At 54.7% G+C, this 15,319-nt stretch carries 12 protein-coding genes and 2 tRNA genes; 6 read left to right on the plus strand and 8 right to left on the minus strand.

The window, feature by feature from the left end; translation table 11 throughout:
• Positions 1-33: 33 nt before the first annotated feature.
• Both alaC and L6R44_RS15250 read right to left on the minus strand, forming a co-directional pair.
• Positions 34-1,272 (minus strand): alanine transaminase, encoded by a 1,239-nt coding sequence (gene alaC, locus L6R44_RS15245; RefSeq protein WP_237424666.1) that lies wholly within the window; start codon positions 1,270-1,272, stop codon positions 34-36.
• A gap of 18 nt (positions 1,273-1,290) precedes the next feature.
• On the minus strand, positions 1,291-1,629 hold the full coding sequence (locus L6R44_RS15250) for a hypothetical protein (RefSeq protein ID WP_237424667.1): 339 nt from the start codon (positions 1,627-1,629) through the stop codon (positions 1,291-1,293).
• A 29-nt stretch (positions 1,630-1,658) separates the two neighbouring features.
• Here L6R44_RS15250 and L6R44_RS15255 point away from each other — a divergent pair, with 29 nt between their 5' ends.
• Positions 1,659-3,365: a LytS/YhcK type 5TM receptor domain-containing protein gene (locus L6R44_RS15255; RefSeq protein ID WP_237424668.1), complete on the plus strand. Its 1,707-nt coding sequence runs from the start codon at positions 1,659-1,661 to the stop codon at positions 3,363-3,365.
• A gap of 3 nt (positions 3,366-3,368) precedes the next feature.
• Positions 3,369-4,100: a LytR/AlgR family response regulator transcription factor gene (locus L6R44_RS15260; RefSeq protein WP_237424669.1), complete on the plus strand. Its 732-nt coding sequence runs from the start codon at positions 3,369-3,371 to the stop codon at positions 4,098-4,100.
• Positions 4,101-4,135: 35 nt separating this feature from the next.
• On the opposite strand, the gene glk is transcribed toward L6R44_RS15260, so the two are convergent.
• Complete coding sequence (glk, locus tag L6R44_RS15265; RefSeq protein WP_237424670.1) at positions 4,136-5,101, minus strand: glucokinase; 966 nt, start codon at positions 5,099-5,101, stop codon at positions 4,136-4,138.
• Between the two features lie 205 nt (positions 5,102-5,306).
• Between glk and L6R44_RS15270 the strand changes: the two genes are divergently transcribed.
• Positions 5,307-6,542 carry an ion channel protein gene (locus tag L6R44_RS15270; protein ID WP_032643442.1) on the plus strand — a complete coding sequence of 412 codons (1,236 nt, stop codon included), beginning with the start codon at positions 5,307-5,309 and terminating at the stop codon, positions 6,540-6,542.
• On the opposite strand, the gene ipdC is transcribed toward L6R44_RS15270, so the two are convergent.
• Entirely contained in the window at positions 6,543-8,201 is a 1,659-nt protein-coding gene (gene ipdC, locus L6R44_RS15275) for an indolepyruvate decarboxylase (RefSeq protein ID WP_237424671.1), read from the minus strand. It lies immediately after the preceding gene.
• A 185-nt stretch (positions 8,202-8,386) separates the two neighbouring features.
• On the opposite strand from ipdC, the gene mgrA reads away from it, so the two are divergent.
• On the plus strand, positions 8,387-9,385 hold the full coding sequence (gene mgrA / locus L6R44_RS15280) for an L-glyceraldehyde 3-phosphate reductase (protein ID WP_237424672.1): 999 nt from the start codon (positions 8,387-8,389) through the stop codon (positions 9,383-9,385).
• A gap of 127 nt (positions 9,386-9,512) precedes the next feature.
• On the plus strand, positions 9,513-9,869 hold the full coding sequence (locus L6R44_RS15285; RefSeq protein ID WP_032643447.1) for a DUF2502 domain-containing protein: 357 nt from the start codon (positions 9,513-9,515) through the stop codon (positions 9,867-9,869).
• Between the two features lie 32 nt (positions 9,870-9,901).
• On the opposite strand, the gene L6R44_RS15290 is transcribed toward L6R44_RS15285, so the two are convergent.
• Entirely contained in the window at positions 9,902-11,140 is a 1,239-nt protein-coding gene (locus L6R44_RS15290) for an Nramp family divalent metal transporter (RefSeq protein WP_237424673.1), read from the minus strand.
• Positions 11,141-11,488: 348 nt separating this feature from the next.
• On the opposite strand from L6R44_RS15290, the gene L6R44_RS15295 reads away from it, so the two are divergent.
• Complete coding sequence (locus L6R44_RS15295; protein ID WP_237424674.1) at positions 11,489-12,676, plus strand: NupC/NupG family nucleoside CNT transporter; 1,188 nt, start codon at positions 11,489-11,491, stop codon at positions 12,674-12,676.
• Between the two features lie 44 nt (positions 12,677-12,720).
• Here L6R44_RS15295 and L6R44_RS15300 read toward each other — a convergent pair whose 3' ends face one another.
• The 3 genes from L6R44_RS15300 to L6R44_RS15310 form a co-directional block, all read right to left on the minus strand.
• Complete coding sequence (locus L6R44_RS15300) at positions 12,721-14,910, minus strand: sensor domain-containing phosphodiesterase (RefSeq protein WP_237424677.1); 2,190 nt, start codon at positions 14,908-14,910, stop codon at positions 12,721-12,723.
• A gap of 215 nt (positions 14,911-15,125) precedes the next feature.
• A tRNA-Ala gene (locus L6R44_RS15305) sits at positions 15,126-15,201 on the minus strand.
• A gap of 41 nt (positions 15,202-15,242) precedes the next feature.
• Positions 15,243-15,318: transfer RNA gene (locus L6R44_RS15310), tRNA-Ala, on the minus strand.
• Position 15,319 lies beyond the last annotated feature (1 nt).

The following is a 15,319-nucleotide window of genomic DNA, read 5'->3' on the forward strand; positions in this document are numbered from 1 at the left end:
CAAAAAAAGGAGCCGATGGCTCCTTTTTTTATGTCATGACGACGCGGGATTTTCAGCCACGCTCTTTGAGGTGAGAAGCCCGTCGGCGCGGAACATACTCTTGATGCCCCTCACTGCCTGACGGATACGGTCGCTGTTTTCAATCAGGGCAAACCGCACATGAGTATCGCCATAATCACCAAAGCCAATGCCCGGCGATACGCATACCTTCGCATCCTGCAGCAGCTTCTTGGCAAATTCCAGCGATCCCATCGCCGCGTACGGCTCAGGAATTTTCGCCCAGACGTACATGGACGCTTTCGGCATTTCCACCATCCAGCCCGCTTCATGCAACCCTTTTACCAGCACGTCGCGGCGGCGCTTATACTGCGCGGCAATCTCGTGAACGCACTGCTGATCGCCTTCCAGGGCTGCGATAGCCGCGACCTGCAGCGGCGTAAAGGTACCGTAGTCGTGATAACTTTTAATGCGCGCCAGCGCACTCACCAGCGTTTTGTTACCCACCATAAAGCCGATACGCCAGCCCGCCATGTTGTAGCTTTTCGACAGGGTAAAGAACTCGACCGCCACGTCACGCGCGCCCGGAACCTGCATAATAGAAGGCGCTTTCCAGCCGTCGTAGACGATGTCAGCATAGGCTAAATCATGAACCACCAGCACGTCATAACGCCTGGCCAGCGCGACGACCTTCTCGAAGAAGTCGAGCTCCACGCACTGGGCCGTTGGGTTCGACGGGAAACCGAGGATCATCATCTTGGGTTTCGGATAGCTTTCGCGAATCGCACGTTCCAGCTCGTTAAAGAAATCGACGCCTTCCACCAGCGGCACGGAGCGGACCTGCGCTCCGGCAATCACCGCGCCGTAGATATGGATCGGGTAGCTTGGATTAGGCACCAGCACCGTATCGCCATGATCCAGCGTGGCGAGCATCAGGTGTGCCAGCCCCTCTTTCGAACCGATGGTGACAATCGCTTCACTTTCAGGATCGATATCTACCTGATAGCGATCCTGATACCAGCGCGAGATCGCGCGACGTAACCTGGGAATACCGCGAGAGGTTGAGTAGCCGTGCGTATCCGGGCGCTGGGCTACCGTGCAGAGCTTTTCAACGATATGCGGTGGCGTGGGGCCGTCAGGGTTACCCATGCTGAAATCAATAATATCTTCGCCGCGCCGACGCGCAGCCATTTTCAGTTCAGCAGTGATATTGAAAACGTAAGGGGGGAGACGATCGATACGCGTAAAACGGCGTTCAGGACTGAATTCAGCCATAGATTCCTCAGATTAACGTTAGCGCCCGGACCGTCCGAGCGACGCTGCCACCGATGTGGCATGCTTAGAAAATAACCTGAAAAAAATCATGCTGTCGAGAGGGAAATGAAAAAAAAGCGATCGACTAAAAACAGGAACGCGGCTAAACCTAAAAGCGGAAGCCCCTCTTTCGGGATTGTCTTTCTGATAGCGGTTAGTTAACAGAGTGATATCAAAACGGTTACCTGACGATACGTCGCCAGGAAAAAAACAGGACGCATCAGTCACCGCCAGATAATCCCCTTTATAAATTATGGTTTTTCCCCATTTGATAAACCTCACGGATAGCTGGTCAACATGCGCCAGGTTTTTTATCATGGTTCTTTCCCGTTTTCCCAGGTTTTCTCGTGCACGAAATATTTACTATGCTGCTGGCGGTTTTTGACCGTGCGGCATTAATGCTGATTTGCCTGTTCTTCCTTATTCGCATTCGCCTGTTTCGCGAGCTGTTGCACAAATCAGCCCACTCGCCAAAAGAGCTGCTGGCCGTTACCGCTATTTTTTCGCTGTTCGCCCTGTTCAGCACCTGGTCCGGCGTGCCGGTAGAGGGTTCGCTGGTTAACGTGCGCATTATCGCCGTCATGTCCGGCGGGATTTTGTTTGGCCCATGGGTCGGCGTTATCACCGGCCTGATTGCCGGAACCCACCGCTACCTGATTGATATCGGTGGCGTCACGGCGGTGCCGTGCTTTATCACCAGCATTATCGCCGGGGTGCTTTCCGGCTGGATCGGCCGCAAGATCCCGAAAAAACAGCGCTGGCGCGCCGGAATAGTGGCAGGCATGATGTGCGAAACGCTGACCATGATCCTGGTCGTCGTCTGGGCCCCCACCACCGCGCTGGGGCTGGATATCGTCTCGAAAATCGGTATTCCGATGATCCTGGGCAGCGTCTGCATCGGTTTTATCGTGCTGCTGGTGCAGAGCGTTGAAGGGGAAAAAGAGGCCAGCGCCGCCCGTCAGGCCAAGCTGGCGCTGGACATCGCCAACAAAACGCTGCCGCTTTTCCGCCACGTTAACGCGGAATCGCTGCGTCAGGTTTGCGAGATCATTCGCCACGACATCCACGCAGACGCCGTCGCCATCACCAATATCGATCGCGTGCTGGCCTACGTTGGCGTTGGCGAGCACAACTATCGCGACAGCGATGACGCCATTAGCCCAACCACCCGACAGGCGATTAATTACGGTAAAATCATCATCAAAAACAATGATGAAGCCCACCGAACGCCGGAAATCCACTCCATGCTGGTGATCCCGCTGTGGGAGAAAGGCGTCGTGACGGGCACGCTAAAAATTTATTACTGTCACGCGCATCAGATCACCTCTTCGCTGCAGGAGATGGCCATTGGCCTGTCGCAGATTATCTCTACCCAGCTTGAGGTTTCCCGGGCAGAACAGCTGCGTGAGATGGCAAATAAGGCAGAGCTGCGCGCGCTGCAGAGCAAAATCAATCCCCATTTCCTGTTTAACGCCCTGAACGCCATCTCCTCGTCCATCCGGCTTAATCCGGACACCGCGCGCCAGCTGATCTTTAACCTGTCCCGCTATCTGCGCTACAACATCGAGCTAAAGGATGACGAGCAGATCGACATCAAAAAAGAGCTTTATCAGATCAAGGACTACATCGCGATTGAGCAGGCGCGCTTTGGCGACAAGCTCACGGTCATTTACGATATTGATGAAGAGGTCAACTGCGTGATCCCGAGCCTGCTCATCCAGCCGCTGGTCGAAAACGCGATTGTTCACGGTATCCAGCCCTGTAAAGGCAAAGGGGTGGTCACCATCAGCATCACCGAAAGCGGCAACCGTGTGCGTATCGCCGTGCGGGATACCGGCCACGGTATTGATCCTAAAGTCATAGAACGCGTGGAGGCCAACGAGATGCCCGGAAACAAAATCGGCCTGCTGAACGTGCATCACCGGGTCAAGCTGCTTTACGGCGACGGACTGCATATTCAGCGCCTTGAACCGGGCACCGAAATTGCTTTTTATGTCCCGAACGAGCGCTCTCCCGTCCATTCGACGACATCACTGTTGCCCCAGGTGGAGTAACCCATGAAAGTTATCATCGTAGAAGATGAATTCCTGGCTCAGCAGGAGCTCACCTGGCTTATCAACACCCACAGCCAGATGGAGATTGTGGGAACCTTTGATGACGGCCTGGACGTGCTGAAGTTTCTGCAGCATAACCGGGTCGACGCTATTTTTCTGGATATCAATATCCCGTCGCTGGATGGCGTACTGCTGGCGCAAAACATCAATCAGTTTGCCCACAAGCCGTTTATTGTTTTCGTTACCGCCTGGAAAGAGCACGCCGTAGAGGCCTTCGAGCTGGAGGCGTTTGACTATATTCTTAAGCCTTACCAGGAATCGCGGATTGTCAGCATGCTGCAAAAGCTGGAGACCGCATGGCAGCAGCAGGCTGCCCCTGCCAGCGCCAGCCCAACGGTACGGGAAAACGACACCATTAATCTGGTCAAGGATGAGCGCATCATCGTGACGCCGGTTAATGATATCTACTATGCCGAAGCCCATGAAAAGATGACGTTTGTCTATACGCGGCGGGAATCTTACGTGATGGCAATGAACATCACCGAGTTTTGCAGCAAGCTGCCGGCGGCACACTTTTTCCGCTGCCACCGGTCGTTCTGCGTGAATTTAAACAAGATCCGCGAGATCGAGCCGTGGTTTAACAACACCTACATTTTGCGTCTGAAGGATCTGGATTTTCAGGTGCCCGTGAGCCGCAGCAAGGTGAAAGAGTTCCGTCAGCTGATGCACCTGTAAAGCAAAAGCCCTCTCCCGCGGGAGAGGGCTATGCGTCAGAGGATTTGTCCGAGAACCTGACGCAGATGCGCCCCCGAGCCCAGCAGGCCTGGGTTATCATGCACGATCAGATACACCGGGATGTCCTGCACGTAGCTTCTGAAGCGCCCTTTATCTTCAAACCCGCCGCGGAAGCCCGAGGCCTTAAAGAAGTCGAGGAAGCGCGGTACGATCCCGCCCGCAATATAGACCCCGCCGAAGGTGCCCAGCGTCAGCGCCAGGTTGCCGCCAAAGCGTCCCATGATCACGCAGAACAGCGACAGGGCACGACGGCAGTCAATGCAGCTGTCCGCCAGCGCGCGTTCGGTGACGTCTTTTGGCTGTAAATTTTCCGGCAGACGACCGTCTGATTTCACAATCGCCCGGTACAGGTTCACCAGCCCCGGACCTGAAAGGACGCGCTCGGCGGAGACGTGGCCGATCTCAGCGCGTAATTCTTCGAGGATAATGTCCTCTTCTTCGCTGTTTGGCGCAAAGTCTACGTGGCCGCCCTCGCCCGGCAGGCTCACCCAGCGCTGCGCGACATGCACCAGATGCGAAACGCCCAGACCGGTGCCGGCGCCGTAAACCGCAATCGGCTTGCCCTCGACCGGCTCAGCGCCGCCAAACTGGATCAGATGCTCCGGCTTCAGCATCGGGATCGCCATGGACACCGCGGTGAAGTCATTGATGATTTCGAGATGCGCAAAGCCGAGGTTTTTTTTCATCTCGGCGATGGAGAATGCCCATGTATGGTTGGTCATGGCGACCCAGTCGCCGGTTATCGGGCAGGCAATGGCGATGCACCCATCTTCGACGCTGGCCTGATGCTCGTCCAGATAGACGCGGACAACGGCCTCAAGGCTGGGATAATCCAGCCCGGAGTAGGTTTTCGCCCGGGAAATTTCACCGCTATTTACATCGCATAGTGCAAGGCGCGCGTTCGTGCCGCCCACATCGCCTACCAAAGCATACTTTGTCATTCTTCTACTGCTCCGCTAAAGTCAGAATAAATCTTTGGGACACTGTAAATTCAAGGCGTGATAACAACAACGACCGGAAGGTGAATGCCCATGGATTATCGATCTTCGTCACAGAATAACTTTACCGTTTCAGCACCTTTTGCACTATTGCCATAAGGCTTAATGTGCAAAGTAACGTAATACCGTTTTGTACAAGGAAATCATCATGCTCCACCCGCGAGCCAGAACCATGCTGTTGCTGGCCATTCCGGCGCTCATCATTGGCGTGGCCTCAAGCCTGGCGCTTATCGTCGTGATGAAAGTCGCGTCGGTGCTACAAACCCTGTTATGGGCAGCGCTACCGGCCAGACTGGGCGTCACCGCTGATTCTCCTGCCTGGATCGTTGTGATGCTGACGCTGACCGGTATTGCGGTGGGCCTGGCGATCCGTTTCAGTCCCGGCCATGCCGGCCCCGATCCGGCACAGGAACCGCTGATTGGTGCCCCGGTAGCCCCCTCGGCGCTGCCAGGGCTTATCATCGCGTTGATTCTTGGCCTGGCCGGCGGCGTCAGTCTGGGACCCGAGCATCCGATTATGGCCGTGAATATTGGCCTGGCGGTTTTCCTCGGTTCACGCATTTTGCCGCGGGTCAGCGCGCTGGACTGGACCATTCTCGCCTCCGCAGGCACCATCGGGGCGCTTTTCGGCACGCCCGTTGCCGCGGCGCTGATCTTTTCTCAGACGCTCAGCAGCAACAATGACGTCCCGCTGTGGGATAAACTCTTTGCGCCGCTGATGGCCGCAGCTGCCGGCGCGTTGACGACCAGCCTGTTTTTCCATCCTCATTTTTCACTCTCGCTCCCCCACTACGGCCAAATGCAGATTGCGGATATTTTCAGCGGTGCCATCGTCGTCGCGATCGCCATCGCGCTGGGGATGGTGGCAGTATGGTGTCTTCCGCGCCTGCACCGGCTGGTGCATAAACTCAAGCATCCGGTGCTGATTTTGGGGGCAGGCGGGTTGACCCTCGGTATTTTGGGGGCGATTGGCGGGACGGTGACGCTGTTCAAAGGTCTGGACGAGATGCAGCAGCTGGCCTTCAGCCAGGTGTTTAGCGTTTCCGACTATCTGCTGTTTGCCGTGATTAAGCTGGCCGCGCTGGTGGTGGCTGCAGCCTGCGGTTTCCGCGGTGGACGCATCTTCCCGGCGGTTTTTGTCGGCGTGGCGCTGGGGCTGATGCTGCACGAGCATGTCGATGCCGTTCCGGCGGCGATTACCGTCTCCTGCTCGATTCTGGGGCTGGTGCTGGTGGTTACTCGCGACGCGTGGCTCAGCCTGTTTATGGCGGCGGTGGTGGTGCCCGATTCCACGCTGTTCCCGCTGCTCTGCATCGTAATGTTGCCCGCCTGGCTCCTGCTGGCGGGCAAACCGATGATGATGGCCTGGCGAAACGACAAGTAATCAGGCGTTATTGCGCGCTTCCAGCGCTTTAGTGAGCGCCCCCAGCAGCGGCGGGATGTCGGATTTCGGCAGCATCACCTCGATCAGCGAAAGCCGCTCGTGGTGCGCCACTTTTTCAAGGACGTCCGCCAGCTGCTCCGCTTCACTGACCCGCCAGCACTGGGCCTGAGGATCAAGGCTCAGCGCCTGCGGGATTTGCGTCCAGTTCCACAGCGCGATGTCGTTATACCGCTGCTCCGGCCCGTGGATTGCCCTTTCCACCGTATACCCTTCGTTGTTAAGGACCAGAATGATGGGGCGTTGTTTATCCCGCAGCATCGAGCCAAGCTCCTGGATGGTGAGCTGCGCCGCGCCATCTCCCGTCAGCACAATCACGCGCCGGTTCGGGCAGGCGGTTTGCGCGCCAAACGCCGCCGCCAGCGTGTAGCCGATCGATCCCCACAGCGGCTGAACGATAAAATTCACATCAGCCGGAAGACGAAGGTCGATCGCGCCGAAGGCAGAGGTGCCCTGATCCGCAAGAATAATGTCCCCCGGGCGGATAAACGTCTGCAGCGTTTCCCAGAAGTTCTCCTGCGTCAGCGAGCCATCCGGCTGGGCATAGGCCATCGCGCGTTGAGAGGACGGCAACGGCGTACCGTGCACATGCTGTTTAGACAGCTCCACCAGCGTTTCGATTGCCTGAAGCATGGGGATGCCGGTAAACCAGACGTCACCCACGCGTGAGGCATGAGGCTGGACCTCTATCGTTTGCGCCGGGGTGAGCTTATGGGTAAAACCGGCCGTCAGGGTATCGGTAAATCGCGTGCCGATGCACAAGACCGTGTCAGCCCCTTCAATCGCCTCTTTTACCGCGCTGGCGCTCGCCGAACCGCTGTAGGTGCCGTAAAAACCGGCGTGACGTTCGTCAAATATGCCTTTACCCATCAGCATCGTGGCGTGCGCCATCGGCACCTCCTTGACCCACTTCTGCAGGGCATGCTTCAGGCCATGGCGCAGAACAAGAAAATCGGCCAGCAGCGCAGTCCGCTTGCTGATGGCCAGCTTGCTCTCTGCGGCATCCCGGAACGCCTTCAGGCAGGCGGCGTCGGCATGCGCGTGTCTGAGCGTGAGAGCGTTTACAGGCGGGGTGGCGGCCTTTTTAGCCACGTCGGCGGGGAGCATCAGATAGCCGGGACGACGTTCCCGGAGCATGGTGGTCAATACCCGGTCAATCTCATAGCAGGCGTTTTGCTCGGTCAGGATCGCCTGTGCAGCGGTGATCGGCTCGCTCATATGGTAGAAATGACGAAACTCACCGTCGCCCAGGGTATGGTGCAGCAGCTCCCCTCGTTGCTGTGCCGCCGTCCCCGGCGCGCCCACAATATGCAGAACAGGAACGTGCTCGGCATAGCTGCCCGCAATGCCGTTCATTGCACTTAACTCTCCTACGCCAAATGTCGTCAGCAGCGCGGCGAAGCCCTTACACCGGGCATATCCGTCCGCGGCATAAGAGGCATTTAATTCGTTGGCACAGCCCACCCAACAGATGTCCGGGCTGTCTATCACATGGTCGAGAAACTGCAGGTTGTAGTCGCCCGGCACGCCAAAAAGATGATCGGCTCCACAATCTCTTAGTCGTTCCAGCAGGTAATCGGCGACGCAGTATGGGGTACGCATGAACAGGTATCCTTCTAATGTTGACCTCACCTTGAGTATTAAATAAGCGTGATGGCTGTCCAGAATTGGCGATAAGAAGGGCATGGAAAGAATGCTTTACAAAAAAGGCTGCGCTATGCTGCTTTTTTTCACGCTAATGTAAACGTATACACTGAATTTTATCTTCAGCGCCAGAGGTCATGAGAATGGGTTATCAGCCGGACAAAAATCGTTACGGGACAATGGAGTATCGCCGCTGCGGGCGAAGCGGGCTCAGGTTACCTGCTATCTCGCTTGGGCTGTGGCATAATTTTGGCGACACCACGCTTTTCGAAAACAGCCGTCAACTTTTACAGCGCGCGTTCGATCTGGGCATTACGCATTTCGACCTTGCCAACAACTATGGCCCGCCGCCGGGATCCGCCGAACGTAATTTCGGCCGGATTATGCAGGAGGATTTCCTGCCCTGGCGCGATGAGCTGATCGTCTCTACCAAAGCGGGTTATACCATGTGGGAGGGTCCGTACGGCGACTGGGGGTCACGCAAATATCTGCTGGCAAGCCTCGATCAAAGCCTGAAGCGTATGGGGCTGGAGTATGTGGACATCTTCTATCATCACCGTCCAGACCCGCATACGCCGCTGCAGGAAACCATGAAAGCGCTTGACCATGTGGTGCGCCAGGGGAAAGCGCTGTACGTCGGGTTATCCAACTACCCTGCAGAGGTGGCTCGCCAGGCGATTGATATCCTTAACGACCTCGGCACGCCGTGTCTGATCCACCAGCCGAAGTACTCCCTCTTTGAACGTGCGCCGGAAGCAGGGCTGCTGGAGGTGTTGCAGGAAAAAGGGGTGGGCTGCATTCCCTTCTCGCCGCTGGCCGGGGGGCAACTGACCAACCGCTATCTGAACGGCATTCCGGCAGACTCACGCGCGGCAAGCGGCAGTCAATTCCTCAATCCTGACCAGATCACCGAAGAGAAACTGGAGAAGGTAAGAAAGCTGAACGCCATGGCGGAAGCGCGCGGCCAGAAGCTGTCGCAGATGGCGCTGGCCTGGGTATTACGCCATGAGAACGTGACGTCGGTGCTGATTGGGGCAAGTAAAGCGGCACAGATTGATGACGCCGTGGGCATGCTGGAAAACCGCCATTTCTCTGCGGAAGAACTGACTCGTATAGAAGAGATTCTGGGTAGCTCAAAATAAAAACACTTTTAGCAAAAAGTGCTCTCATCCATGAATTCGGAGTTGAGGCGATGATACGAGCCTTTACCAACTCGTAATATTGCGTTAACAGGCCCCACAAGGGCCCCGATCGTGAAGGAGAAAGAGTATGTTCAGGTCACTGATTCTTGCAGCGGTATTACTGGCTTCATCAGCCCCGCTGATCGCCACTGCGGGCGAAATCACCCTGTTGCCATCAGTAAAATTACAAATTGGCGATCGTGACGACTACGGCAGATACTGGGACGGTGGCTACTGGCGCGACCGTGACTACTGGAACCGTCATTATGAATGGCGAGGTGACCGCTGGCGCAGGCACGATAATGGTCTGCATCGCGGCTGGTATAAAAATAACGCTTATGAGCGCGGCTACCGTGAAGGCTGGAACGATCGTGACGACCGTCGCGGCTGGGATCGCGGCGGCAGAGGACGCGGTGGTCACGGCCACGGTCACGGACACCACTAATGCAAAAAGGAGCCTCACGGCTCCTTTTTCTTTTAAAGCCCTAACGCTGTCCCAATCAGCAACCACAGGTTCAGGGCCACCACCACCACCACGATGGCCCACCCGGTTCGTTTCACCAGCGTTGAGTTAACCAGCTCGCCCATCAGGGTTTTATTGCTGGTAAAGATCAGCAGCGGCACCAGCGCCAGCGCGATACCAAAGCTCAGCAGCACCTGGCTCATGACCAGAATTCGCGTTGGGTCGAGCCCCATCAGAATCACGACGAATGACGGCAGCATGGTGACAGAGCGACGAACCCACAGCGGAATATGGAACCGGACAAACCCCTGCATCACTACCTGGCCTGCCAGCGTTCCCACCACCGTAGATGAGAGGCCGGCAGCCACCAGGCTGAGACCAAATATCGTGGCTGCCGCATGGCTCAGCAGCGGCTCCAGCGTGAGATACGCCTGGTCAAGATCGGCAATACCGGTATGGCCGTTAAAGTGGAAAGCCGCGGCCGCCGTCGCCATCATCGCCAGATTCACAAACCCCGCGATGGTCATGGCAATCGCCACGTCCCATTTGGTTGCCGAATAACGCTCTTTACGCGTCCCACCGTGAAGATGCTGGGTCAGCGAAGAGTGCAGGTAAATCACGTGCGGCATGATGGTCGCACCCAGCACCCCGGCGGCCAGGAACACCGCTTCAGAGGTTGGCAGGCTCGGGATCGCCATCCCTTTAGCGAGCTGCGCCAGATTCGGCTGGGAGAAAATTAGCTCGACGATATAGGCCGCCGCGACAAACAGCAGCAGGCCGCCGATGACCTTCTCCAGCGGCTTTTGACCCCGACGCTGAAGCATCAGGATAAGGAACGTGGCAATCCCGGTCAGTACCGCCCCCTGCAGCAGCGACACGCCCAGAATCAGCTTAAACCCGATCGCTGCGCCAATAAATTCAGCGAGATCGGTGGCCATGGCGATGATTTCCGCCTGAACCCAATAGAGCCAGACGGCCGGACGCGGATAATGGTCGCGAATTTGCTCCGCCAGATTTTTACCCGTAGCAATGCCAAGCTTTGCCGAGAGCATCTGGATCAGCATCGCCATCAGGTTAGCCCAGACGACCACCCACAGCAGCTTATAGCCGAAGCTGGCCCCGGCCTGAATATTGGTCGCAAAGTTACCCGGATCGATATAGCCAATGGCAGCGATGAACGCAGGTCCCATTAATGCGAACCGCAACTTGCGCGCGGCTCTGCCACTGCTACCCTCTACGCGACTGTTTGTCATTTCTGCCTCTGAAATATAGCCTTTGCTATGTTTAATGCTATCAAAATGAGAATGATTATCAAGATCATTTGTGATGTTTGCAGTGATTTCTCTGATAGCTTTGAACGATAGACGGGCGGGTAAGTGGGGCGATCTAGCAGAAACTGAAATCGCGCGCGCTTTTGTGAAGATTAGCACACAAACTTAACTTTTCACTCATTTACCTAACATAACAAAAATGTATTGTGGATCACTATTTTTGAGACTCGTCACAGGATGTAACTATAGTGTGCCCTCGATCTCGTTTTCTTTTCTCTTGTTACATAGAATGTGCACGAAAATTAAACCTGCCTCATATTTGGAGCAAATATGGACCGCGTCCTTCATTTTGTCCTGGCACTTGTTGTCGTTACTGCACTTGCATTGCTGGTCAGCACTGACCGCAAAAAAATTCGTATCCGTTATGTTGTCCAACTGCTGGTCATTGAAGTTTTACTTGCGTGGTTCTTCCTGAACTCCAACGTAGGCCTCGGCTTCGTGAAAGGCTTCTCCGAAATGTTCGAAAAACTGCTCGGATTCGCCAATGAAGGGACCAACTTTGTCTTCGGTAAAATGAATGACGAAGGTCTGGCATTCTTCTTCCTGAAGGTTCTCTGCCCAATCATCTTTATCTCCGCCCTGATCGGTATTCTGCAGCACATCCGCGTTTTGCCGTTCGTTATTCGTGGGATTGGCTTCCTGTTATCCAAAGTCAACGGCATGGGTAAGCTGGAATCCTTCAACGCCGTCAGTTCTCTGATCCTCGGTCAGTCTGAGAACTTCATCGCGTATAAAGATATTCTCGGCAAAATGTCCCGTAACCGCATGTACACCATGGCGGCAACCGCAATGTCTACCGTTTCCATGTCTATCGTGGGCGCGTATATGACTATGCTGGAGCCAAAATATGTTGTTGCTGCGCTGGTTCTGAACATGTTCAGCACCTTTATCGTGCTGTCGCTGATCAACCCGTACCGCGTTGACGCCAGCGAAGAGAACATCCAGATGTCAAACCTGCACGAAGGCCAGAGCTTCTTCGAAATGCTGGGTGAATACATTCTGGCCGGTTTCAAGGTAGCGGTTATCGTTGCCGCCATGCTGATCGGCTTCATTGCGCTGATTTCTGCGCTGAACGCCCTGTTCGCCGCGGTGCTGGGTATCTCCTTCCAGGGCATTCTGGGCTACATCTTCTACCCGGTTGCATGGGTGATGGGCGTGCCGGCTCACGAAGCGCTGCAGGTGGGCAGTATTATGGCAACCAAACTGGTTTCTAACGAATTCGTTGCGATGATGGATCTGCAGAAAATTGCCAGCACGCTTTCTCCGCGCGCGGAAGGCATTCTGTCCGTGTTCCTGGTCTCCTTTGCGAACTTCTCGTCCATCGGGATTATCGCGGGTGCGATTAAAGGCCTGAACGAAGAACAGGGTAACGTGGTTTCTCGCTTTGGCCTGAAGCTGGTTTACGGCTCTACGCTGGTGAGCGTCCTGTCTGCTTCTATCGCGGCACTGGTTCTGTAACGTTTACCGTTAAACAAAAACCGGGAGCGTGGCTCCCGGTTTTTTTATGCCCGTAATTCTTCCAGCGGTTTGGGTTTGCCTATCAGGTAGCCCTGCAGGTAATCCACGCCGAAGCGGAGCAGCATCTCCCGCTGGGCCGGTGTTTCTACATATTCCGCTACGACGCACAGCGATTTCGTCTTCGCCAGATTACATATGGACTGCACGATCATCGCATCCATATCATCGGTACAAATATCTTTCACAAAGCAGCCGTCAATTTTAATGATGTCCGCCTGCAGACGTCTGAGACGCTCGTAGTTAGCGTAGCCAGTACCAAAATCATCAATAGCAATCCGGAAACCATAATCCCGCAGCTGCTGAATATTGTGGATGCTGCAGCCTGAATTTGAGAAAGCCTGCTCTTCGGTGATCTCAATCACGACGGCCTGAGGCGCCACGCCGTAGCGTTCAAACAGCGCGCAAATCTCGGTCCCCACCTCTTTTTGCATTAGCGTGAGCGGCATCAGATTGACAGAGAAACGAGCGCCAGCCTGCGTTGCAGGATGGTCGCGCAGCCATACCAGTAATTTTTCCAGGACGCACATATCAAACCGGTGGCTGAGGTTGAACTGCGCTATCAGCGGAATAAAGCGGTCAGGAGTAATAATCTCTCCCTCGCTTTCCATTCGCGTCAGAATTTCGTAATACCCGCTCCCGTCCGCCTTCTGGATGGGTTGCGCGTATAAATGGAATTGCTCCGTCTCCAGGGCGTGCTTAATCCGCGCCAGCATCAGAACACGCTCTGTCGTTTGTCCTGATGCCGCCTCAAGGCTATTCGTGAGCGCAAGCACGTTTTGCTCTCCGCAGGCCTGCTCTGCCAGCCAGCTCAGCTGCCCCAGCGTGTGGTGCAGCTTTTCGCCGTTTTCGACCATTCCCCAGGACGCGCCAAATTCAATATCCAGCCCGGTGTTGTTCCAGAAAATCTTACGGCTGTTCAGCCTGTCAACCATATGCTGAAGGCGCTCGGCGATGCCCGGGCCCAGTAATACCAGCACCAGCTCGCTTCCCGGTAGCTGGAAGAGCGTCTCATCTTTCTGCAAAAGCGGCTGCAGCGACGTAGCAATCGTTCGTTTGCAATGGACCCGCATGAGGATGCCATAGTGGCGGCTCAAAAATTCCAGGTTATCCATACGCAGAATGCACACTTTGGCATCCGGATGAATCTCAAGATGATCCTCCAGCGCACGAATATTGGGCAAACCGGTCAGCGGATCGGTCAGCGCCCTGCCCTGCCAGCCCCGCTTCAGCCACTCGCTGCGCTGGTAAATCCGCGACATGTAAAGCAGGCAGATAGCAAAAGAGATCAGCACGGAGAGAATAAAGGAGAGCGAATGGCCCGATTCCACCCCATTCAGGAAGTTATAGTTGTAGGTTAACAGCAGAAGCGCAGAAACCGCCCAAAGCAGCGAGATAAGCGCATAGGTCAGTCGGCTTATTGCTAAGGTAAAAAGAATAAAAATCAGCGGCATTAAATAGCCCGCAATAACGGGAGACTCAAAAGGACCACATAAAATGGCGAGGACGAAGCCTAAAAGCATCAGCCAAACAGATATATACAATGAATTTTTGTGCGAAAAAATGGGCGTCACGCTTCGGCGCCAGAAGGTGATAGCGTAACGAGGATTAATTATCATTCTTAATGGGTAATAGAACATCATGGTAAAAATCAACGCTGCGCATATCAGGCTTTGTATATCCACAACGTTATAAATTACCGTGCCTTCGCCGAAAAAGGTTGAAATAGTCACCGGAAAATCAAACAAATAGCCTGCCATATACATCGACAGCTTAATGCCTAATGGCACCATGAAACCGAGCCAGAATATACGAAGCCCGATGTGCCTGTTAGGGATGCTGTAGCGCCAGCGCTTGCCCAGCACGAGGCGTAGCAGCCCACACGCTGCGAACAACGCAAAGGTCTGACAAAAGAGTAAAACTGAATATTGTAGCGGCGCTAAATTTACATAAAATAAATTAGTGACAGTAAAACCTAACAAAATGGGAAGAATTGCCCTGCGCCCAAATAGCAGAATTACCGCCAGCATAACGCTGAGGGGTAACCAGGCCAAATAAACGTCGTGACCATTCACAATTGCGCGGGGAGAGAGATAACGGGAGACAGGTACCGCAATCAGGCAAAGTGCCAGGGCAATTATAAATATCTTTACATTATTGTACGTTTTTCTATTCATTAAGTTGATGTGTATATTATCCGCCCGAATCATTGACCGGATGGATAATAGGTTTATTAATTGCACGAATCAAGTTCAAGTCTATTTATAGACTGGTTTATTGATGTCGATTGAGGTGAGGTATGGAAATACCTTCTTTTTGATAACAAACTACCGGGACGGGTGTAACATACAGATAAAAAAAACCCTCGTCTTTCGACAAGGGTTTACAATTTTGGTGGAGCTAAGCGGGATCGAACCGCTGACCTCTTGCATGCCATGCAAGCGCTCTCCCAGCTGAGCTATAGCCCCACATGTGTCTTTACTAACCGCACTCTGTTGGGTTCAGAGTTTGGTGGAGCTAAGCGGGATCGAACCGCTGACCTCTTGCATGCCATGCAAGCGCTCTCCCAGCTGAGCTATAGCCCCA

It is taken from the genome of Enterobacter cloacae complex sp. ECC445 (assembly GCF_021892025.1).
In the GTDB taxonomy this organism is placed as follows: Bacteria; Pseudomonadota; Gammaproteobacteria; order Enterobacterales; family Enterobacteriaceae; genus Enterobacter; species Enterobacter chengduensis.

Bases quoted from the DNA above. Each gene is read 5' to 3' on its own strand.
- mgrA (WP_237424672.1), top strand. From the start codon at position 8,387: ATGGGTTATCAGCCGGACAAAAATCGTTACGGGACAATGGAGTATCGC.
- L6R44_RS15270 (WP_032643442.1), top strand. From the start codon at position 5,307: ATGCTCCACCCGCGAGCCAGAACCATGCTGTTGCTGGCCATTCCGGCG.
- L6R44_RS15250 (WP_237424667.1), bottom strand. From the start codon at position 1,629: ATGATAAAAAACCTGGCGCATGTTGACCAGCTATCCGTGAGGTTTATC.
- L6R44_RS15260 (WP_237424669.1), top strand. From the start codon at position 3,369: ATGAAAGTTATCATCGTAGAAGATGAATTCCTGGCTCAGCAGGAGCTC.
- glk (WP_237424670.1), bottom strand. From the start codon at position 5,101: ATGACAAAGTATGCTTTGGTAGGCGATGTGGGCGGCACGAACGCGCGC.
- L6R44_RS15285 (WP_032643447.1), top strand. From the start codon at position 9,513: ATGTTCAGGTCACTGATTCTTGCAGCGGTATTACTGGCTTCATCAGCC.
- L6R44_RS15290 (WP_237424673.1), bottom strand. From the start codon at position 11,140: ATGACAAACAGTCGCGTAGAGGGTAGCAGTGGCAGAGCCGCGCGCAAG.
- L6R44_RS15300 (WP_237424677.1), bottom strand. From the start codon at position 14,910: ATGAATAGAAAAACGTACAATAATGTAAAGATATTTATAATTGCCCTG.
- L6R44_RS15295 (WP_237424674.1), top strand. From the start codon at position 11,489: ATGGACCGCGTCCTTCATTTTGTCCTGGCACTTGTTGTCGTTACTGCA.
- alaC (WP_237424666.1), bottom strand. From the start codon at position 1,272: ATGGCTGAATTCAGTCCTGAACGCCGTTTTACGCGTATCGATCGTCTC.
- ipdC (WP_237424671.1), bottom strand. From the start codon at position 8,201: ATGCGTACCCCATACTGCGTCGCCGATTACCTGCTGGAACGACTAAGA.